Here is a 20,586-nt window from a genome sequence, read left to right on the forward strand (position 1 = left end):
ACACCATGACCATGCAGCATTGGCAAGGTATTGAGAAAGTTGTGGTTGTAGGGCTCGGTATCACCGGGCTCTCTGTTGTTAAGCATCTGATGCGCTTACCTGTTGATTTACAGGTGAAGGTGATAGATACCCGTGAGAATCCGCCGGGGTCAGAACAATTGCCATCAGATGTAGAGCTGCATGCTGGTGGTTGGCGAAATGATTGGTTAACTGACGCCGATTTGGTCGTCACCAATCCAGGTATCGCCTTGGCGACGCCTGAGATCCAACAAGTATTAGCCGCTGGTATTGCAGTGGTTGGTGATATCGAGCTTTTTGCATGGCAAGTAGACAAGCCAGTTATTGCTATTACCGGTTCGAACGGTAAGAGCACCGTGACCGATTTAACCGGTGTTGTTGCTACTGCGGCAGGCTTAAATGTGGGCGTTGGTGGAAACATCGGTGTGCCAGCATTAGATCTGCTTGAGTTAGATGCTGACTTATACGTATTAGAGCTATCGAGCTTCCAGCTTGAAACGACGTCCTCACTACCTTTAGTGGCGGCAGCGTTTTTAAACTTGTCAGAAGACCATATGGATCGTTATCAAGGCATGGCAGATTATCGCCAAGCTAAACTGCGCATTTTTGATCACGCCAAAGCGTGTGTCGTTAATGCTGATGATAGCGAAACCTACCCTGACGCAGAACACTCACTGGTTGAGTTCTCTACTCAACGTATGGCAAAAGCTTGCGTGACAGAGTTTGATGGTAAAGAGTATCTCAGCTTTGATGGTGAAAGAATTCTAGCCGTTGAGCAATTAAGCCTTGTAGGACGCCACAACGTAGCGAATGCCTTAGTGGTGATTGCTTTGCTGGTGGAAGCGGGCATTAATGTCCATGCAGGGCTTGATGCAATGAAATCTTACGCTGGTCTGACACATCGCTGCCAAGTTGTTGCCGATAATCAAGGTATTAAGTGGGTCAATGATTCGAAAGCGACCAATGTCGCCAGTACGTTGGCGGCATTATCAGGTTTGAGCCTAGCAGGTAAGTTATATTTGCTGGTCGGTGGCAACGGTAAAGGTGCTGATTTTAGTGAGCTGTTACCAGCACTGGCGTGTTTGAACGTTCAATTATGTTGTTTCGGTGAAGATGGCGATCAGTTTATGCCTTTGCACCCTTCGGCAAAACGCTTTGATACCATGCAAGAAATCGTTAATTGGGCATCTCCACAGTTGAAAAGTGGTGATATGGTGTTGCTTTCACCTGCTTGTGCTAGCTTTGACCAATTTAATAACTTTATGGCTCGCGGCGATGCTTTTGCCGAGCTGGCACAGCAGTTTGCCTAGCATTATTTACCCATATTATAAGAGATAAAACAAAACGATGCCGTTGCGAGAAAGCTTCGCCAATTTAAAACAGTGGTTTACCAAGCCAGCTCCTGAAGCGCTCTTTGATCGTCAATTAGTGTGGATATCGCTCGGTTTGATGTTAACCGGTCTGGTGATGGTGACATCGGCTTCGTTTCCAATCAGTTACCGTCTTACGGGGCAACCGTTTCACTTTATGTTCCGTCATGCCATCTTCCTTATTTTGGCGATCTCTACTGCGGCGGTGATCTTGCAAGTGCCGACTAAACGTTGGTTTCAGTACAGCTCGTTATTATTGGGCGTAGCTATATTCCTATTGATTGTTGTACTGGTGGGGGGCAAATCGGTTAACGGTGCATCCCGTTGGATCCCTCTTGGCTTGTTTAACCTACAGCCAGCCGAAGTGGCAAAACTGTCACTGTTTATCTTTATGTCTGGCTATTTGGTCCGCAAGCAAGATGAAGTTCGCGCCACGTTCTTTGGCGGTTTTTTCAAGCCGATTTTGGTGTTTGGTACACTGGCGGTATTGTTATTGTTCCAGCCAGATTTAGGCACCGTGATTGTAATGTTGGTCACCTTGTTTGGCATGCTGTTTATTGCCGGCGCGAAGTTGACGCAGTTTCTCGCTTTGGTGGTCGTTGGTATCGGCGCGGTAATTGGTTTGATTTTAGCCGAGCCATACCGAATGAAGCGTGTGACTTCGTTTCTTGATCCGTGGGAAAACCCATTTGGTAGCGGCTATCAGCTAACTCAATCATTGATGGCGTTTGGTCGTGGTGATTGGTTTGGACAAGGGCTAGGCAACTCGATTCAAAAATTGGCTTATCTTCCAGAGGCACATACTGACTTTGTTTTTGCCGTATTGGCAGAGGAGTTAGGCTTTGTTGGCGTGGTGCTAGTATTGATGTTGATTTTCAGCCTAGTACTGAAAGCGATTTTTATTGGTCGCAAAGCATTTGAGAGCGATGAGTTTTTCGGCGGTTATCTTGCATTCGGTATTGGTATTTGGTTTGCGTTTCAGACCTTAGTGAATGTCGGTGCAGCAGCAGGTATTGTACCCACCAAAGGTTTGACCTTGCCGCTGATCAGTTACGGTGGTTCCAGTTTGATTGTTATGTCGGTTGCCGTTTCGATTTTATTGCGCATCGATCATGAGTGCCGTCTCAAGGCACAACAACGAGAAAAGAATACAGAAGATGAACAACAATAAACGTTTGATGGTAATGGCTGGTGGTACTGGTGGGCACGTTTTCCCAGGGCTAGCGGTTGCTAAGAAGCTACAGCAACAAGGTTGGCAAATTCGTTGGTTAGGCACAGCGGATAGGATGGAAGCTGAATTAGTACCTAAACACGGCATTGAAATCGACTTTATCAAAGTTAAAGGCTTACGCGGGCAAGGTATTAGCCGTTTGCTTGCTGCTCCGTTCAAAATCGTCAACGCGATTTTTCAAGCCAGAGCACATATGAAAGCATGGCAACCTGATGCGGTACTTGGTATGGGTGGTTACGTTAGCGGTCCGGGTGGTATTGCGGCATGGTCATTGGGTATTCCAGTGGTTCTGCATGAGCAAAACGCCGTTGCAGGTCTAACCAATCAATGGTTATCAAAAATCGCTAAAAAAGTGTTTCAAGCATTCCCTGGTGCATTCCCTAATGCTGATGTCGTGGGTAACCCAGTGCGTGAAGACGTAACGACCTTAGCAGACCCAGATCTGCGATTTGCGCAGCGCCAAGGACCGATTCGTATTTTGGTGATGGGTGGCAGTCAAGGTGCTCGCATCTTAAACCAGACGATGCCAACGGTAATGGCGCAATTGGGCGACAACTATCAAGTTCGTCATCAAGCGGGTAAGAACAACCAACAAGAAGTGGCTGAGGCTTACCAAGCACAACAAGTGACACAAGCGGAAGCTGTCGAATTTATCGATGATGTCGCCGCCGCATATGAGTGGGCAGACCTATTGGTATGTCGCTCTGGTGCGTTGACGGTTTCAGAGGTTTCTGCAGCAGGGGTGGGCGCTATCTTCATTCCGTTCATGCATAAAGACAGACAACAAGCCTTAAATGCTGACCATCTGGTAGAGTGTGGGGCAGCAAAAATGATTGAGCAGCCAGAGCTGACCGTCGAGAAATTGGTTAATGAGATCCAGTCGTTGGATCGTAGCCAATTGCAACAAATGGCGATTAAAGCGAGAAGTGCTGCTAAGTTAGAAGCGGATCGTGTCGTTGCCGACGCTATCGTTGCTCTAACCAAATAACGAGACAGACAATGACCATTAAACACACACAAGATTTGGCTCAGATTCGAGCTATGGTGCCTGAAATGCGCCGCGTTAAGTCTATCCACTTCATCGGTATTGGTGGTGCGGGTATGAGCGGTATCGCTGAAGTACTGCTTAATGAAGGTTACCAAATTACCGGTTCTGATATTGCAGAAAATGCCGTTACTGAACGATTGACCGAAAAGGGCGCTAAAGTCTTTATTGGACATCAAGCTGAAAATATCGAGCAAGCAAGCGTTGTTGTCGTCTCTACGGCGATTAATGAGCAAAACCCTGAAGTGAAAGCTGCGCGAGAAGCGCGTATTCCGGTGGTTCGTCGTGCGGAGATGCTCGCTGAGCTGATGCGTTTTCGTCATGGTATTGCTGTTGCTGGTACGCATGGTAAAACTACCACCACAGCACTGGTCACACAGATTTATTCAGAAGCTGGTCTTGATCCAACGTTTGTCAATGGCGGTTTGGTGAAAAGCGCTGGTACCAATGCACGTTTGGGTTCAAGCCGTATTCTTATCGCAGAGGCTGATGAGAGTGATGCGTCATTCTTACATCTGCAACCTATGGTTAGTATTGTGACTAATATCGAAGCGGATCACATGGATACCTATGGTGGTGACTTTGAAACGCTTAAGCAGACGTTTATCGACTTTTTGCATAACTTGCCTTTCTATGGTCAAGCGATCGTGTGTATTGATGATCCGGTTGTTCGTGAGCTTATCCCACGAATTAGCCGCCAAGTGATCACCTATGGTTTCTCTGAAGATGCTGACGTGCGAATCGAGAATTACCATCAAAATGGTCAGCAAGGTAAGTTTACTGTTGTACGCCAAGGTCGTGCCAACTTAGACATCACGCTGAATATCCCAGGTCGCCATAACGCACTTAACGCATCGGCAGCAATCGCGGTAGCGACAGAAGATGATATCGCTGACGAAGCGATCCTAAGTGCGATGTTAGGTACTCAAGGTACAGGGCGTCGTTTTGACCATTTAGGTGAGTTTGAAACGGGTAATGGCCAAGCGATGCTAGTGGACGATTACGGACACCACCCAACTGAAGTTGGCGTTACCATCCAAGCGGCAAGAAGTGGTTGGGACGACAAACGACTGGTGATGATTTTCCAACCGCACCGATACAGTCGTACTCGAGACTTGTATGATGACTTCGCCAATGTATTGGAACAAGTTGACGTTCTAATTATGTTGGATGTCTACGCGGCGGGCGAAAAACCGATCGCAGGGGCTGATGGTCGTGCTTTATGTCGAACGATTCGTAGCCGTGGTAAATTGGATCCAATTTTTGTGCCTGATAGCACCACGTTGCCTGCGGTATTGGCGAATGTATTACAAGACGGTGACCTTGTTTTAACGCAAGGAGCTGGTGATGTCGGTAAAATCGCCAAGCAATTAGCTGCCTTAGAGTTAAACATCGAGAAAATGCAGAGCTAAATTGTGTGTTTTTTGAAGATTTAGCGCATTTCTCGTGTTAAAAAAAATATTTATTACTTTCAAGGTTTGATACTTTGAACGACCCCAGTATAATCCGACGGTTATAGTGATTGCTTTAGCCTATACGAAAGGATAGAAATAAGAATTGCGAGCATATAACAAGGGCAACGGACTTTGATTAGTACAACTTTTAGCGAAGACCGTCGTTTGCGAGACTTTCCTACCATTAAAAAGCACCTTATCGGAGGTGGATTCTTTTTTATGGTGATTGTCTTAATTGGCTCACTTCTCGTTTCTACCATCTCTTGGATGTGGGACGATCAACGTCTTCCTTTGTCCAAACTTGTCTTACAGGGTGAGCTCGAGTATGTCACCGCACTGGATGTACAGCGCGCATTTTCCACACTAGAACATGTGGGAACGTTTATGTCACAAGACGTCGACGCGCTGCAGGATGCGATTGAGCAGATTCCATGGGTTTCCCATGTCTCTATTCGCAAACAGTGGCCAGATACCGTTAAAGTATTTTTAACCGAGCATCACGCCAAAGCCATTTGGAATGGTGACGCGATGCTGGATGACAGCGGTCAGGTATTTGATGGTGATTTAGGCAAGCTAAAAGGCGAGCGTGTTAAGCTCTATGGTCCTGAAGGCACCAGCATTGAAGTATTGCAAACTTGGCAGAAAATTGACCAGTTATTTGAACCACTAGGTTTAACCATTACTTCGTTGGTACTCAATGATCGACGAGCATGGCAAATTATTCTCGATAACGGCATTCGATTAGAGTTAGGCAAAGAATCACTGGATGAGCGAATTAATCGTTTCATCTCATTGTACAATAGCCTAGGTAGTGACGCTCAACGAGTCAGTTACATCGACCTCAGATACGATACGGGAGCCGCAGTTGGTTGGTTCCCTGGACAAGAGTCAGAACAAGAGAGTACAGATGACGAAGACCGCTGATGACAACATTATTGTTGGTCTTGATATAGGCACTGCCACCGTATCAGCATTGGTAGGTGAAATACTACCTGACGGTCAAATCAACATTATTGGCGCCGGTACCAGTCCATCACGTGGTATGGATAAGGGTGGCGTAAACGATCTTGAGTCCGTTGTGAAATCGGTGCAAAGAGCTGTAGATCAAGCGGAGCTGATGGCGGAATGTCAGATTCGTAATGTCTTCATTTCTATTTCAGGGCGACATATTGCGAGCCGCATAGAAAAAGGAATGGGAACTATTTCTGATGAAGAAGTCTCTCAAGAAGATATGGATCGCGCGATTCATACTGCAAAATCAATTAAAATTGGTGATGAGCAGCGCATTCTTCACGTAATTCCGCAAGAATTTACAATTGATTACCAAGAAGGGATTAAAAATCCGCTAGGTTTATCAGGAGTGCGCATGGAAGTGAGTGTGCACTTAATCTCTTGTCACAATGATATGGCAAGAAACATTATTAAGGCTGTTGAGCGTTGTGGCTTAACAGTAGAACATTTGGTTTATTCAGGGTTGGCAGCGAGCAACGCGGTGATCACTGAAGATGAGCGAGAGCTAGGTGTGTGTGTCGTTGATATCGGCGCGGGCACAATGGATGTCTCAATCTGGACCGGTGGTGCATTGAGGCATACAGAAGTATTTTCTTATGCTGGCAATGCAGTAACGAGTGATATTGCATTCGCTTTTGGTACGCCTGTCAGTGATGCTGAAGAGATCAAAGTAAAATTTGGCTGTGCTCTTAGTGAGCTAGTCAGTAAAGATGATACGGTTAACGTCCCAAGTGTCGGTGGACGTCCATCGCGCAGTTTACAACGACAAACTTTGTCGGAAGTGATTGAGCCGAGATATACTGAACTTATGGGCTTAGTTAACCAGACCATCGATACCGTACAAGAAAAATTGCGTGAAGATGGCATAAAACACCATCTCGCTGCTGGTGTCGTTTTAACCGGTGGTGCCGCGCGCATTGAAGGTTTGGTAGAATGTGCGGAACGTGTTTTCCGCAATCAAGTAAGAGTTGGCAAGCCTTTAGAGGTGAGTGGCTTAACTGATTACGTTAAAGAGCCGTATCATTCTACGGCAGTTGGTTTACTTCATTATGCAAGAGACAGTCAGATAAACGAAGATACTGAATATAACGAGCCAAAGCGTCAGCCGGTAAGTTCGTTATTTGATCGCTTGCGTAACTGGATACAAAAAGAGTTTTAACCTGAGCAGCAGGAAAAACGGAGATAACACATGTTTGAACCGATGATGGAAATGTCTGACGATGCGGTAATTAAAGTCGTTGGGGTTGGTGGCGGTGGCGGTAACGCCGTTGAACACATGGTACGTGAGTCCATTGAAGGTGTTGAATTCATCAGCATTAACACTGATGCACAAGCACTACGCAAAACTAGCGTAAATAGCGTCATCCAAATTGGTGGCGACATGACAAAAGGTCTTGGTGCCGGTGCAAACCCACAAGTGGGACGTGACGCTGCTCTCGAAGATCGCGAAAGAATTAAAGAATCAATTTGTGGCGCCGATATGGTGTTTATCGCAGCTGGTATGGGTGGTGGCACTGGTACAGGTGCAGCACCAGTTATCGCTGAAGTTGCAAAAGAGCTTGGTATTCTAACCGTTGCTGTTGTAACAAAACCATTTAGCTTCGAAGGTAAGAAGCGTATGGCGTTTGCGGAACAAGGTATTGAAGAGCTTTCTAAGCATGTTGACTCTTTAATTACTATTCCAAACGAAAAGTTACTGAAAGTATTGGGTCGCGGTATTACGCTACTTGAAGCTTTCGCTAGCGCGAACGACGTATTAAAGAATGCAGTACAAGGTATTGCTGAATTGATTACTCGTCCTGGCATGATCAACGTCGACTTTGCCGACGTTCGTACTGTAATGTCAGAGATGGGTCACGCAATGATGGGTAGCGGTGTCGCGAAAGGCGAAGACCGTGCTGAAGAAGCGGCAGAGATGGCAATCTCAAGCCCACTTCTAGAAGATATCGATCTTGCTGGTGCTCGTGGTGTTCTTGTTAACATCACTGCAGGTCTAGATATGCGTCTTGATGAGTTTGAAACTGTCGGTAATACAGTTAAAGCGTTTGCTTCAGACAATGCGACTGTAGTTATTGGTACTTCACTTGACCCTGATATGGCGGACGAAATCCGTGTAACAGTTGTAGCGACAGGTATCGGCAACGAGAAAAAACCTGACATTACTTTGGTTGCAGGTGGAAAGGCAAAAGTTGCACCAGTGGCACAACCTCAGTCACAAGTTGCAACACAGCAACCAGCAGCGGTAAAAGTAGAAGAGAAACCGGCACAGACATTGCAAGAGAAACCACAAGTGACTTCTCAACCGGCAACTCAATCTACATCAGCAAGCAATGGCTCAGGTCAAAGCACGGCGCCAAAAGTAGAGAAAGATGGCTATTTAGATATCCCAGCTTTCCTTCGTCGCCAGGCTGATTAAAGCGTCAAAATTTGACATGGTTCTAAAATGTGATACGATGCGCGACCGATGATTACATCGACCGCGATTTGTAGCACCATTACTGAGGCAAGTAGATGATCAGACAACGTACTCTGAAAGAAATAGTGAAAACGACGGGTGTAGGCTTACACTCTGGTCGTAAAGTAACTTTGACTCTTCGCCCAGCAGCTACAAATACAGGTGTTATTTACCGTCGTACTGACGTAAATCCACCTGTCGATTTTCCGGCAGACCCAGAATCTGTTCGTGACACAATGCTTTGTACCGCACTTGTGAATGATCAAGGTATTCGTATCTCAACGGTAGAACACTTAAATGCTGCACTTGCTGGCATGGGTATCGACAATATTATTGTTGAAGTGGACGCACCAGAAATTCCTATTATGGATGGCAGCGCTAGCCCATTCGTCTTCTTGTTACAACAAGCGGGCGTTGAAGAGCAAAATGCAGCAAAACGCTTTATCCGAATCAAGAAACCAGTTCGCTTTGAAGATGGCGATAAATGGGCTGAGTTTAAGCCTTTTAACGGTTTCCGAATGGATTTTGAGATTGAATTTAACCACCCAGCGATTGAATCTGATGAACAACGCTTAGTGTTCGACTTCTCATCCAAAGGTTTCGTGAAAGAAATTTCACGTGCACGTACTTTTGGCTTTATGCGTGATATCGAGTACTTACAATCGCAAAACCTCGTTCTAGGTGGCAGTTTTGACAACGCAATTGTGTTGGATGATTACCGCATTTTGAATGAAGAAGGTCTGCGCTTTGAAAATGAGTTTGTTACTCACAAAGTATTAGACGCGATTGGCGATCTTTATATGTGTGGCCACCCTATTATTGGTGAGTTCCGTGCATTTAAATCAGGTCATGGTCTAAATAACCAATTACTGCGCTCAGTATTGGCTGACCAAGAAGCATGGGAATGGGTTACGTTCGAAGAAGAACAGACATCTCCAGTTGCCTTTGCAGATCCAAATATGGTTCTTGCGTAAGCGACATCCGAATTAAAAAAAACCAGGCATTGCCTGGTTTTTTTATGTCTTCTTGTTTGCCATTGAAGCGAGCCTTTCTAATCTGGCTTTGATTTTTGGCGGCGCATTTTCAGCTACGGCTTTAAGGTATTCAGCCGCAGTATCTGAAATAGGATCGCGGGGCTTTGCGGGTTTACTCTTTTTCGGCGTGCTAGTTCGATAGAGTTCAGGATTAATCTGCACCTCGATCGCGATTATACGGGCAAACCCTTGTAATCGAAGTTGGCTAAGAATATTGAGTCGATCATAATTGATCTTCATTTTGATCGCGGCACTAGCCACTTCGAGCACCAGTTGGTTGTCACGCAGATTTGCCGCCCGGCAATGATCGACCATGTTTGTTGGCAAGATCGTTTTTAACAACTGGTTGATCGTCATGATCTCCTGCGCATGCTTTTGCAAGTTGGCTAAGCGTGAGTCTGAGATAATGTCGTTACTTAAAGTTGGGCGATGATCGCGCATTACAGTGCCTTTAAATTCAGGTTCAATTTCATTTTAGCTAACCGTTAAAGCAACGAATAGTCTTTTCTGTGGATAAAGTTACGCCATTCGATGACAAAAAATCACAAGTGCTTCAAACAATTTGCGAAGAGATTGGTTGTTTGCGGCAAAAATCCTTACACTACACGGCTATAAATAAACACTAATGCCTTGAAAATCTAAGTTCTCACCACAATATCTGTGTTTAATGATTTAACACAGTATTCTTAGTTTAAAACTGAAAGAGACTGCAGGCATTAAGTAGAGATCGTGCCCGATCGACTGATAGAGAGATTCATACAAGATGATAACCAAGCTACTGACAAAGGTAATTGGCAGTCGCAACGACAGAACATTGCGTCGCCTGAAGAAGATTGTAAAAGAAATCAATAATTACGAGCCAACGTTTGAAGCTCTATCTGATGAAGAACTAAAAGCAAAAACGGTCGAATTCCGTCAACGTCTAGAAGGGGGTGAAACCCTTGATAAGCTACTACCAGAAGCATTTGCTACGGTACGTGAAGCCTCTAAACGTGTGTACGGCATGCGCCACTTCGACGTACAGCTTATTGGTGGTATGGTACTGAACGCGGGTCAAATCGCGGAAATGCGTACAGGTGAAGGTAAAACTCTTACCGCAACACTACCAGCTTATTTAAACGCTCTACCAGGTAAAGGTGTTCACATTGTAACGGTGAACGACTACCTAGCTAAGCGTGATGCGGAAACAAACCGCCCACTGTTTGAATTCTTAGGTATGAGTGTTGGTGTTAACGTACCAAACATGCCACCACAAGAGAAAAAAGAAGCTTACCAAGCAGACATTCTTTACGGTACTAACAACGAATTCGGCTTTGATTACCTGCGTGATAACATGGCATTCCGTCCGGAAGACCGTGTTCAACAGCATCGTTTCTTTGCTGTTGTGGATGAGGTTGACTCGATCCTTATCGATGAAGCTCGTACCCCGCTAATTATTTCTGGTCCGGCTGAAGATAGCTCAGATCTATACACTCGCATCAACACTCTAATTCCATTGCTGCAAAAGCAAGATCAGGAAGACTCAGAAGAGTATCGTGGTGATGGTCACTACACGGTTGATGAGAAATCTAAACAAGTTTACTTAACCGAAACAGGTCAAGAGTTTGTTGAAGAGCTAATGATCAAAAATGGTCTAATGGAAGAGGGTGATACGCTTTACTCACCAACGAACATTAGCCTATTGCACCATGTAAACGCAGCACTTCGTGCTCACGTTCTATTTGAGATTAACGTTGACTACATCGTTAATGAGCAAGGCGAAGTCGTTATCGTTGATGAACACACTGGTCGTACTATGCCAGGTCGTCGATGGTCAGAAGGTTTACACCAAGCGGTAGAAGCGAAAGAAGGCGTTAAGATCCAGAATGAGAACCAAACTCTGGCATCGATCACTTTCCAGAACTACTTCCGTTTATACGAAAAACTGTCAGGTATGACAGGTACTGCCGACACTGAAGCATTCGAATTCCAATCGATTTATGGTTTGGAAACAGTGGTAGTCCCAACCAACAAACCAATGGTGCGTAACGATATGCCAGATATGGTGTACCGTACAGAGCCAGAAAAATTTGCTGCCATCATTGAAGACATCAAACAGCGCGTAGAACAAGGTCAGCCAATCCTTGTTGGTACCGTTTCAATTGAAAAGTCTGAGTTGCTTTCTAATGCTCTTCAACAAGCAAAAATTAAGCACAACGTATTGAATGCGAAATTCCATGAAAAAGAAGCTGAAATTGTTGCCGAAGCGGGTATGCCTGGTTCGGTAACGATTGCGACTAACATGGCAGGTCGTGGTACTGATATCGTGTTGGGTGGTAGCTGGCAGGCAAAAGTTGAGCAGCTAGACAACCCATCAAAAGAGCAAGTTGATCAGATCAAAGCGGAATGGAAAGTGGTTCATGACCAAGTTCTTGCTTCAGGTGGTCTGCATATCATTGGTACTGAGCGCCACGAATCTCGTCGAATCGATAACCAGTTACGTGGTCGTTCTGGTCGTCAGGGTGATGCGGGTTCATCTCGTTTCTACCTATCGATGGAAGACGCATTATTGCGTATCTTTACTTCAGAACGCATGGCAAGCCTAATTCAAAGCGGTATGGATGAAGGCGAAGCGATTGAATCGAAAATGCTTTCTCGTTCAATTGAAAAAGCACAACGTAAAGTTGAAGGTCGCAACTTCGATATTCGTAAACAGCTACTTGAATACGATGATGTGGCGAATGACCAGCGTAAAGTGGTTTACGAGCTACGTGATGAACTGATGAGCGTTGAAGACATCAGTGAAATGATTGAGCAGAACCGTGATGACGTACTGAACGCGATTATTGATGAATACATTCCACCACAATCTCTAGAAGAAATGTGGGATACCAGCGGTCTGCAAGATCGTCTGAAGAATGACTTTGACATCGACGCACCAGTGAAAGAGTGGTTAGAAGCTGACGACAAGCTATATGAAGAAGCGTTGCGTGAGAAGATTCTTACTCAAGCATTGGAAGTATACAAAGCGAAAGAAGCGGTAGTGGGTGAGCAAGTACTACGCAACTTCGAGAAATCAGTCATGCTACAAACGCTTGATACGCTTTGGAAAGAACATCTAGCAGCGATGGACCACCTGCGCCAAGGTATTCATCTACGCGGTTATGCTCAAAAGAACCCGAAACAAGAGTACAAACGTGAGTCGTTTGAATTGTTCCAAGGTCTTCTAGAGTCACTAAAAACAGATGTTGTTACCGTGCTATCTCGTGTCCGTGTTCAGCAACAAGAAGAAGTTGAACGTATGGAAGCGAAGCGCGTAGCTCAAGCTGAAGAAGCGGCTCGCCATGCGAAAGCACAACACGCAACAGCAGAAAACCAGCTAGCGGATGGTGAGGAGAGCGTCGCAGATGCAACTCAGCAACCAGTCGTGCGTGATGAGCGTAAAGTGGGTCGTAATGAGCCATGTCCATGTGGTAGCGGTAAGAAGTACAAGCAGTGTCACGGTAAGATTGCCTAACTTTGTTGGAATCATCGTTGTGTCGCTTGATTACTGCGTCGATGATGCTCATTTACGGTTGTAAACTGCGCGTCATCTCCTGGCACTCAAACCACACAACTTAGCTTCTAACCAAGTTAATAAAATAAAGAGAGTCGCTTAGGCGGCTCTTTTTTTAAGTAAAATTTGAGTTTGGTCTTTGTCATTCATGAGTTGAAGTGTATGCGGAGTAGGAAAATCGTAGTGGATTGGACTCTCTAGAGAGCAAGCAATTTGAAGAGAACGGAAACGGTGAAAAGAATTCATATCGTAGCGGCGGTGATTTTTAATCAGGATAAGTCGCAGATTTTTATTACTAAGCGCCCAGATGATAAACATAAAGGTGGGTTTTGGGAGTTTCCCGGTGGTAAAGTTGAGCCAGGGGAAAGTACTGAGCAAGCAATGGTACGAGAGCTAGAAGAAGAGATTGGTATTCAAGTGACGCAACAATCTCCTTTTGAACATCTTGAGTATGATTATCCAGATAAATCACTAAAATTTGATTTCATCTTAGTTACCCAATTTAACGGTGAACCCTTTGGACGCGAGGGACAGCAAGGAAAATGGGTGGTTATCAGTGAGCTAGATAACTACGCATTTCCCGAAGCCAATGTGCCGATTTTACAGCGCGTGATCAGAGAGTTTTTATGATCAATGTCGCAAAATACTAGCCAGTCCAAGCGTTTATTGGTAGTTTAGACGCGAAGATCGTTTTTACAAGGCAGGATCTTCCCGCCTTGTTGCATAACAATGGAGAAATCTCGCAATGGTTAGAATTGCAGTCGCAGGAGCAGCCGGTCGTATGGGCCGTAATTTAGTTAAGGCAACTCAGCTTAACCCTGACTCTCAGATGGGAGCTGGTTCTGAGCGCCCTGAATCATCTTTAGTCGGTGTCGACATTGGTGAGTTGTGTGGTGAAGGAAAATTGGAAGTTGTTCTAACTGATAACCTAGCGAAAGCAGTTGATAGCTTTGATGTCATTATTGATTTCACAGCACCGACTAGCACTTTAGCGAACCTAGAGCTTTGTAAAGCTCACGGTAAGAGCATTGTTATTGGTACGACGGGCTTTACTGAGCAAGAGCGCCAGTTGATTGATGAGATTGCGAAAGAAGTACCTGTAGTGATGGCGCCAAATTACTCAGTAGGCGTTAACCTCGTGTTTAAGTTGCTTGAAAAAGCAGCGAAAGTTATGGGTGACTACTGTGATGTTGAAATCGTCGAAGCGCATCATCGCCATAAAGTTGATGCCCCTTCCGGTACGGCTATTGGTATGGGTGAGGCGATTGCAGGAGCAATGGGTAACAAACTGAGTGATGTCGCTGTTTATGCGCGTGAGGGCATCACAGGTGAGCGTACCAAAGATGAGATTGGCTTTGCTACGATTCGTGCTGGTGATATTGTGGGCGAGCACACCGCGATGTTTGCTGATATTGGTGAGCGAGTTGAAATTACTCATAAAGCAACTGATCGTATGACTTTTGCCAATGGTGCGGTTAAGGCTGCAGTGTGGCTAAATAACAAACAGCCAGGCTTCTACTCTATGACGGATGTGTTAGGATTAAACGAACTTTAATCATCAAATTGCACATAAAGTTTATTGAGCTCCTCAATAAGCCAAAATAGATATTTATGCGTCAGCCAAGGCTGGCGCTTTCTTTATCTGCCATATATACCTTTCTATTTTATCTCTCCTAGCAAAGCCAATAACCCTTATTTAAACTGTGTATTTTAGTTGTTTTGATTGGAAATTACAGTATAACTCTATAAAACTCACTTAATCTTATAGGTGTAACGTTTGCTTTAGGGTGTTTTGTTTTTTTGTGCTTTTGTTGGAGTTATTTTTATCTTAATCGAACTATGTCTTCAAATTCACAGTTACAACGACGATTAAAGTTATGATTTTAGGCTTTTTGACTGGTTTGCTGGTTAATCTTTCAAAAAATGCATTTTATTTTATTATCAATGTTGACACTTTCCGTCAGCGTCTTTAGAATTACGCCAATTTGTCTGTAAGACCAAAAAACGCGTTTTTATTGCGAAATGGAAGGCAAAGTTGCAAATTAATTTATTTTTTATGCATTTTTATTCTGGAGGTTGTCTTGAGTAAATTAGCACTGTTAGTCCTGGAAGATGGGACAGTGTTCCGCGGAGTGTCCATTGGTTCAGATGGTATTTCCGTTGGTGAAGTCGTTTTTAATACCTCGATGACGGGGTACCAAGAAATCCTCACTGATCCTTCCTATTCCCAACAAATTGTTACACTCACTTACCCTCACATAGGCAATACCGGAACCAATTCCGAAGACGAAGAATCTTCTTCAATTCATGCTCAAGGCCTTGTGATTCGCGATCTCCCTCTTATCGCTTCTAATTTCCGTAACGAACAATCCCTTTCTGATTACTTAAAATCGCAAAACATTGTCGGCATCGCAGACATTGATACTCGTAAGCTCACTCGTATTCTTCGTGAAAAAGGCGCCCAGAATGGCTGTATCGTCGCAGGTAACAACCTCGATGAAGCACTGGCGTTAGCAAAAGCGAAAGAATTCCCTGGCTTAAAAGGTATGGACCTTGCGAAAGAAGTTACAACAAAAGAAGCGTATCAATGGAAACAAGGTTCGTGGACGCTTGAAGGTGCACTTCCTGAAGCGAAGGATGACAGCGAACTGCCATACCACGTTGTTGCTTACGACTTCGGTGCCAAGCGTAACATCTTACGAATGCTGGTTGACCGCGGTTGCCGCTTAACGGTTGTTCCTGCTGAAACCTCAGCAGAAGAAGTGCTCGCGCTTAATCCTGATGGTGTTTTCTTGTCTAACGGACCAGGAGACCCTGCACCTTGTACTTACGCCATTGAAGCGACCAAAGTATTCCTAGAAAAAGGCTTACCAATTTTTGGTATCTGTCTTGGTCACCAAATCCTCGCTCTAGCATCAGGTGCTGAGACAGTGAAGATGAAATTTGGTCACCATGGTGCAAACCACCCAGTAAAAGATTTAGATCGTAATGTTGTAATGATTACTTCTCAAAACCACGGTTTCGCGGCGGATGAAGCAACATTACCGGAAAACCTACGTGCTACTCACGTATCGCTATTTGACGGATCATTGCAAGGTATCCACCGCACTGACAAGCCAGCATTTAGCTTCCAAGGTCACCCAGAAGCGAGCCCTGGTCCAACAGACGCGGCACCGCTATTTGACCACTTTATCGAACTAATTAAAAAACACAGCGCTTAATTCGGAGTAGTAGATAATGCCAAAACGTACTGACATTCAAAGTATTCTTATTCTAGGTGCTGGTCCGATCGTTATCGGTCAGGCATGTGAGTTTGACTACTCTGGCGCACAAGCATGTAAAGCACTGCGTGAAGAAGGTTACCGAGTTATTCTAGTGAACTCGAACCCTGCCACTATTATGACTGACCCAGAAATGGCGGATGCAACTTACATCGAGCCAATCCAATGGGAAGTGGTACGTAAGATCATTGAAAAAGAGCGTCCAGATGCGGTATTGCCTACCATGGGTGGTCAAACGGCATTGAACTGTGCGCTTGACCTTGAACGCCATGGTGTATTAGCAGAGTTTGGTGTTGAAATGATCGGCGCAACTGCTGACGCTATTGATAAAGCGGAAGACCGTTCTCGCTTCGATAAAGCGATGAAATCGATTGGTCTGGCATGTCCAACGGCTGATACTGCGAAAAGCATGGAAGAAGCTTACAAAGTTCTCGAAATGGTTGGCTTCCCTTGTATCATTCGCCCTTCGTTCACCATGGGTGGTACTGGTGGCGGTATCGCATACAACAAAGAAGAATTTGAAGAAATCTGTCGTCGTGGTCTGGACTTATCTCCGACCAACGAACTGCTTATCGATGAATCATTGATTGGTTGGAAAGAGTACGAGATGGAAGTGGTTCGTGACAAAAACGACAACTGCATCATCGTTTGTGCGATTGAAAACTTTGACCCAATGGGCATTCACACTGGTGACTCAATCACCGTTGCACCCGCTCAAACACTGACAGATAAAGAGTACCAGCTGATGCGTAATGCGTCGCTAGCGGTCCTACGTGAAATTGGTGTTGAAACGGGTGGTTCGAACGTACAGTTTGGTATTAACCCGAAAGATGGCCGTATGGTTATCATCGAGATGAACCCACGTGTATCTCGCTCTTCAGCTTTAGCATCAAAAGCGACAGGTTTCCCAATCGCGAAGATTGCAGCGAAATTAGCCGTAGGTTTTACACTTGATGAGTTACAAAACGACATCACGGGCGGTGCAACGCCAGCATCGTTTGAGCCGACTATCGATTACGTTGTGACTAAGATTCCTCGTTTTAACTTCGAGAAATTTGCTGGTGCTAACGACCGTCTAACGACTCAAATGAAGTCGGTAGGTGAAGTGATGGCGATTGGTCGTAACCAACAAGAATCACTACAAAAAGCACTACGTGGCTTGGAAGTTGGTTCAAATGGTTTCGATGAAATGGTCGATCTAGACTCGCCAGATGCGCTGACTAAGATTCGTCACGAGCTAAAAGAAGCAGGTGCAGAGCGAATTTGGTACATTGCCGACGCATTCCGTGCTGGCATGTCAGTAGATGGAGTCTTCAACTTAACTAACATCGACCGTTGGTTCCTGATTCAAATTGAAGATATCGTCAAACTTGAAGAGCAAGTGAAAGCGGGCGGTTTTGCTGGCTTAACCCAAGATGTTCTTCGTCAGATGAAGCGTAAAGGTTTCGCTGATGCTCGTTTATCTAAGTTGCTTGGTGTTTCTGAAAGTGAAATTCGTCGCCTACGTGACCAATTCGATATTCACCCAGTGTATAAACGTGTTGATACCTGTGCAGCTGAGTTCTCTTCTGATACAGCGTACATGTACTCAACCTACGATGAAGAGTGTGAAGCGAACCCAACAGATAGAGACAAGATCATGGTATTGGGCGGTGGTCCAAACCGTATCGGTCAAGGTATCGAATTTGACTACTGTTGTGTACACGCATCACTAGCGCTACGCGAAGACGGTTACGAAACCATCATGGTTAACTGTAACCCAGAAACTGTATCAACTGACTACGACACCTCTGACCGTCTCTACTTTGAGCCAGTAACACTTGAAGATGTACTTGCTATTGCTCGCGTTGAGAAGCCAAAAGGCGTTATCGTTCAATACGGTGGTCAAACGCCACTGAAATTGGCGCGTGCACTTGAAGCGGCTGGTGTGCCAATTATTGGTACTAGTCCTGATGCAATCGACCGTGCTGAAGACCGTGAGCGTTTCCAAGCGGCGGTTGAGCGTTTAGGCTTATTGCAACCAGAAAACGCGACAGTAACAACAATGGAACAAGCGATTGAGAAATCAAAAGACATTGGTTTCCCATTGGTTGTTCGCCCTTCATACGTGTTGGGTGGTCGTGCGATGGAAATCGTATACGACGAGCAAGATTTACGTCGCTACTTCAATGAAGCCGTTAGCGTGTCGAATGAATCACCAGTCTTGCTAGACCGTTTCCTAGACGACGCAACTGAAGTTGATGTCGACGCTATTTGTGACGGTGAGCGTGTGGTTATCGGCGGTATCATGGAGCATATCGAGCAAGCGGGTGTTCACTCAGGTGACTCGGCATGTTCGCTTCCTGCTTATACATTAAGCCAAGAAATCCAAGACAAAATGCGTGAGCAAGTTGAGAAGCTAGCATTTGAGTTGGGTGTTCGTGGATTGATGAATACACAGTTTGCAGTGAAAGATAACGAAGTTTACCTGATTGAAGTCAACCCTCGAGCTGCACGTACGGTTCCATTCGTGTCGAAAGCAACGGGTGCTCCACTGGCGAAAATCGCTGCTCGTGTCATGGCAGGTCAATCTCTAGAGTCGCAAGGCTTTACTAAAGAGATTATCCCGCCTTACTACTCAGTAAAAGAAGTGGTATTGCCATTCAATAAGTTCCCAGGAGTTGACCCTCTATTAGGTCCTGAAATGCGCTCTACTGGTGAAGTTATGGGTGTGGGTGCAACATTTGCTGAAGCGTATGCGAAGGCGGAACTTGGTTGTGGTAGCGTCTATCCAGAAGGTGGTCGTGCACTGCTTTCTGTACGTGAAGGTGATAAGCAGCGCGTTGTTGACCTAGCATCTAAGCTAACCAAACTTGGCTACCAGTTAGATGCAACACACGGTACAGCGGTTATCCTTGGTGAAGCGGGCATTAACCCTCGTCTCGTGAATAAGGTACATGAAGGTCGTCCTCATATTCTTGACCGAATCAAGAACAATGAATACACCTACATTGTTAACACGGCATCAGGTCGTCAAGCGATTGAAGATTCGAAAGTTCTTCGTCGTGGCGCTTTGGCTGAGAAAGTAAACTACACCACCACGTTGAACGCAGCGTTTGCGACTTGTATGGCGCATACGGCAGATGCGAAAAGCTCAGTAACGTCAGTTCAAGAGCTGCACGCGAAAGTGAAAGCAAATTTAGCGTAATAGCGACACTGTTGATAAAAAGCCCGCTCAAATTGAGCGGGCTTTTTTTATCAAAATCAGTCTCTAATCATGCCATACTGAGCGACCAACTCATTTTAAGTATCTCTTATTTAAGTATCTCTCATGGAAGTGACATTCGAACTATTACTGGCGCTGTTTTTTGTTGCAGGTGCCGCGGGCTTTATTGATGCAATGGCTGGCGGGGGAGGTTTGTTGACTCTGCCTGCGTTACTCGCTTCAGGTATGAGTCCAACTCAAGCGTTAGCGACCAATAAGCTGCAAAGCTCGTTCGGTAGCTTTTCAGCGTCATGGTATTTCGTAAGAAGTGGTATCGTCAGCCTTAAAGAGATGCGATTGGCGATTGTATGTACTTTTGTCGGCTCTGCGATTGGTGCTGAGGCGGTACAGTATGTTGATGCCAGTGTACTCACCAGTTTAATTCCCCTACTTCTAATTGCTATTTCGCTCTATTTTTTATTAGCCCCAACAACCAAAGCCGATCAAGGTGAAAGCAAACTGTCTGAAGCGGCTTTCGCACTCTCTGTTGGTGGTGGAGTTGGTTTCTATGATGGTTTTTTTGGTCCGGGTACGGGGTCTATCTTTACGGTTTGTTTTGTGGCGATTGGACACTTTTCCTTAGTGGATGCGACTGCGAGAACAAAAGTGCTCAATTTTACCTCTAATATTGCTGCGCTACTGTTTTTTATACTCGCGGGACTTCCGGTTTGGGAGATTGGCTTAGTCATGGCCGTTGGCGGTTTCATTGGCGCTCGAATGGGCGCAAAAGTGGTGGTAAGTAAAGGGCAGAAGTGGGTTCGTCCTTTAGTGATCACTATGTCGATGGTGATGGCAATTAAGCTGCTTTGGCAGCAGCATCAAGATACGATTGTGTTGTGGTTTAATTGATTAATGCGTGATCAGGACTAGCGGTGTTGAACGTAGAGATAAAAAAAGCAGGCCAAAGC

The 20,586-nt window shown here is 45.2% G+C and carries 15 protein-coding genes; 14 read left to right on the top strand and 1 reads right to left on the bottom strand.

Annotated features, from left to right (window positions below):
- Nucleotides 1-11 precede the first annotated feature (11 nt).
- From murD to lpxC, 8 genes are all read left to right on the top strand, one after another.
- Nucleotides 12-1,328, top strand: a complete 1,317-nt coding sequence (gene murD, locus H2O73_RS07905; RefSeq protein WP_182108396.1) for a UDP-N-acetylmuramoyl-L-alanine--D-glutamate ligase — start codon at nucleotides 12-14, stop codon at nucleotides 1,326-1,328.
- A 37-nt stretch (nucleotides 1,329-1,365) separates the two neighbouring features.
- Nucleotides 1,366-2,559 carry a cell division protein FtsW gene (ftsW, locus tag H2O73_RS07910; RefSeq protein WP_182108302.1) on the top strand — a complete coding sequence of 398 codons (1,194 nt, stop codon included), beginning with the start codon at nucleotides 1,366-1,368 and terminating at the stop codon, nucleotides 2,557-2,559.
- A complete protein-coding gene (gene murG / locus H2O73_RS07915; protein ID WP_182108303.1) occupies nucleotides 2,546-3,607 on the top strand; it encodes an undecaprenyldiphospho-muramoylpentapeptide beta-N-acetylglucosaminyltransferase in 1,062 nt (353 codons plus the stop codon). The genes ftsW and murG overlap by 14 nt, the downstream gene beginning before the upstream one ends.
- Before the next feature lie 11 nt (nucleotides 3,608-3,618).
- The gene (gene murC / locus H2O73_RS07920; RefSeq protein ID WP_182108304.1) at nucleotides 3,619-5,076 is read left to right on the top strand and encodes a UDP-N-acetylmuramate--L-alanine ligase; all 1,458 of its coding nucleotides are present in this window, start codon (nucleotides 3,619-3,621) and stop codon (nucleotides 5,074-5,076) included.
- Between the two features lie 174 nt (nucleotides 5,077-5,250).
- Nucleotides 5,251-6,042: a cell division protein FtsQ/DivIB gene (locus tag H2O73_RS07925; RefSeq protein WP_182108305.1), complete on the top strand. Its 792-nt coding sequence runs from the start codon at nucleotides 5,251-5,253 to the stop codon at nucleotides 6,040-6,042.
- Nucleotides 6,026-7,288, top strand: coding sequence for a cell division protein FtsA (gene ftsA / locus H2O73_RS07930; RefSeq protein WP_182108306.1), 1,263 nt, complete (start codon nucleotides 6,026-6,028; stop codon nucleotides 7,286-7,288). Before H2O73_RS07925 ends, ftsA begins: the two co-directional genes overlap by 17 nt.
- A gap of 30 nt (nucleotides 7,289-7,318) precedes the next feature.
- On the top strand, nucleotides 7,319-8,545 hold the full coding sequence (gene ftsZ / locus H2O73_RS07935) for a cell division protein FtsZ (protein WP_182108307.1): 1,227 nt from the start codon (nucleotides 7,319-7,321) through the stop codon (nucleotides 8,543-8,545).
- 95 nt (nucleotides 8,546-8,640) lie between these two features.
- Nucleotides 8,641-9,558, top strand: coding sequence for a UDP-3-O-acyl-N-acetylglucosamine deacetylase (gene lpxC, locus H2O73_RS07940; RefSeq protein ID WP_182108308.1), 918 nt, complete (start codon nucleotides 8,641-8,643; stop codon nucleotides 9,556-9,558).
- 42 nt (nucleotides 9,559-9,600) lie between these two features.
- On the opposite strand, the gene H2O73_RS07945 is transcribed toward lpxC, so the two are convergent.
- Nucleotides 9,601-10,059, bottom strand: coding sequence for a DUF721 domain-containing protein (locus H2O73_RS07945; protein WP_182108309.1), 459 nt, complete (start codon nucleotides 10,057-10,059; stop codon nucleotides 9,601-9,603).
- Between the two features lie 322 nt (nucleotides 10,060-10,381).
- Between H2O73_RS07945 and secA the strand changes: the two genes are divergently transcribed.
- From secA to H2O73_RS07975, 6 genes are all read left to right on the top strand, one after another.
- A complete protein-coding gene (secA, locus tag H2O73_RS07950) occupies nucleotides 10,382-13,114 on the top strand; it encodes a preprotein translocase subunit SecA (protein WP_182108310.1) in 2,733 nt (910 codons plus the stop codon).
- 270 nt (nucleotides 13,115-13,384) lie between these two features.
- Complete coding sequence (gene mutT, locus H2O73_RS07955; RefSeq protein WP_182108311.1) at nucleotides 13,385-13,783, top strand: 8-oxo-dGTP diphosphatase MutT; 399 nt, start codon at nucleotides 13,385-13,387, stop codon at nucleotides 13,781-13,783.
- A 115-nt stretch (nucleotides 13,784-13,898) separates the two neighbouring features.
- Nucleotides 13,899-14,708, top strand: coding sequence for a 4-hydroxy-tetrahydrodipicolinate reductase (dapB, locus tag H2O73_RS07960; protein ID WP_182108312.1), 810 nt, complete (start codon nucleotides 13,899-13,901; stop codon nucleotides 14,706-14,708).
- 526 nt (nucleotides 14,709-15,234) lie between these two features.
- Nucleotides 15,235-16,374, top strand: a complete 1,140-nt coding sequence (gene carA / locus H2O73_RS07965; protein ID WP_182108313.1) for a glutamine-hydrolyzing carbamoyl-phosphate synthase small subunit — start codon at nucleotides 15,235-15,237, stop codon at nucleotides 16,372-16,374.
- A gap of 16 nt (nucleotides 16,375-16,390) precedes the next feature.
- Nucleotides 16,391-19,621, top strand: coding sequence for a carbamoyl-phosphate synthase large subunit (gene carB, locus H2O73_RS07970; protein ID WP_182108314.1), 3,231 nt, complete (start codon nucleotides 16,391-16,393; stop codon nucleotides 19,619-19,621).
- A 123-nt stretch (nucleotides 19,622-19,744) separates the two neighbouring features.
- A complete protein-coding gene (locus H2O73_RS07975; protein ID WP_182108315.1) occupies nucleotides 19,745-20,527 on the top strand; it encodes a TSUP family transporter in 783 nt (260 codons plus the stop codon).
- Nucleotides 20,528-20,586: the final 59 nt, after the last annotated feature.

Origin of the sequence: Vibrio marinisediminis, from assembly GCF_014050145.1 — a bacterium.
GTDB classification, from domain to species: domain Bacteria; phylum Pseudomonadota; class Gammaproteobacteria; order Enterobacterales; family Vibrionaceae; genus Vibrio; species Vibrio marinisediminis.

Coding starts and splice junctions, on each gene's coding strand:
- ftsW (WP_182108302.1), top strand. CDS start 1,366: ATGCCGTTGCGAGAAAGCTTCGCCAATTTAAAACAGTGGTTTACCAAG.
- ftsZ (WP_182108307.1), top strand. CDS start 7,319: ATGTTTGAACCGATGATGGAAATGTCTGACGATGCGGTAATTAAAGTC.
- lpxC (WP_182108308.1), top strand. CDS start 8,641: ATGATCAGACAACGTACTCTGAAAGAAATAGTGAAAACGACGGGTGTA.
- dapB (WP_182108312.1), top strand. CDS start 13,899: ATGGTTAGAATTGCAGTCGCAGGAGCAGCCGGTCGTATGGGCCGTAAT.
- murC (WP_182108304.1), top strand. CDS start 3,619: ATGACCATTAAACACACACAAGATTTGGCTCAGATTCGAGCTATGGTG.
- H2O73_RS07945 (WP_182108309.1), bottom strand. CDS start 10,059: ATGCGCGATCATCGCCCAACTTTAAGTAACGACATTATCTCAGACTCA.
- ftsA (WP_182108306.1), top strand. CDS start 6,026: ATGACGAAGACCGCTGATGACAACATTATTGTTGGTCTTGATATAGGC.
- murG (WP_182108303.1), top strand. CDS start 2,546: ATGAACAACAATAAACGTTTGATGGTAATGGCTGGTGGTACTGGTGGG.
- secA (WP_182108310.1), top strand. CDS start 10,382: ATGATAACCAAGCTACTGACAAAGGTAATTGGCAGTCGCAACGACAGA.
- murD (WP_182108396.1), top strand. CDS start 12: ATGCAGCATTGGCAAGGTATTGAGAAAGTTGTGGTTGTAGGGCTCGGT.
- H2O73_RS07975 (WP_182108315.1), top strand. CDS start 19,745: ATGGAAGTGACATTCGAACTATTACTGGCGCTGTTTTTTGTTGCAGGT.
- carB (WP_182108314.1), top strand. CDS start 16,391: ATGCCAAAACGTACTGACATTCAAAGTATTCTTATTCTAGGTGCTGGT.